The sequence below is a fragment of the Vibrio sp. 10N.261.51.A4 genome, assembly GCF_041471945.1.
Taxonomy (GTDB): Bacteria; Pseudomonadota; Gammaproteobacteria; order Enterobacterales; family Vibrionaceae; genus Vibrio; species Vibrio crassostreae_C.
The window spans coordinates 1-488 of record NZ_JBFRPJ010000162.1 but is presented as its reverse complement, the minus strand read 5'-3'; the positions used below and the strand labels follow the sequence as shown (position 1 = coordinate 488).

The 488-nt window shown below is 43.4% G+C and carries 1 protein-coding gene; it reads left to right on the top strand.

Annotated elements, in window-relative coordinates; all coding sequences use genetic code 11:
- Positions 1-488 (top strand): transposase (locus tag AB4384_RS23490; RefSeq protein WP_372084381.1); only part of this gene is annotated, 488 nt, incomplete at both ends.

Genomic DNA, 488 nt, shown 5'->3' with positions numbered 1-488 from the left:
AAAATCGTTTACGACTTATTCCATGTTGTTGCTAAGTTCGGTCGTGAGGTAATGGATAGAGTCAGAGTCGACCAAGCCAACAAACTCAAGCAAGATAAAAAAGCGAGGCAATGGGTCAAGCGCTCACGCTGGGTGTTGTTGAAAAATAGAGGCAACTTAAATCCACGGCAAGACAGCTATCTTACAGAAATATTGAATATCAATAAGGACTTAATGACCACTTATATACTCGGGGCACAGCTCAAAGAGCTTTGGTATTGTGAATCAGAAGCACATGCTAAAGGGCTCTGGGAGGCGTGGTGGGCACAAGTACAAGAGAGTGGAATTAAGCCATTGAAAGAGTTCGCACGAAAACTGAGTCCTTATCTTCACGGTATTATCGCATCGGCAAGTTATCCGCTAAACACCTGCACCCTAGAAGGGATAAACAACAAGATAAAGCTAATCAAGCGAATGGGGTATGGGTATCGAGATACCGACTACTTCTT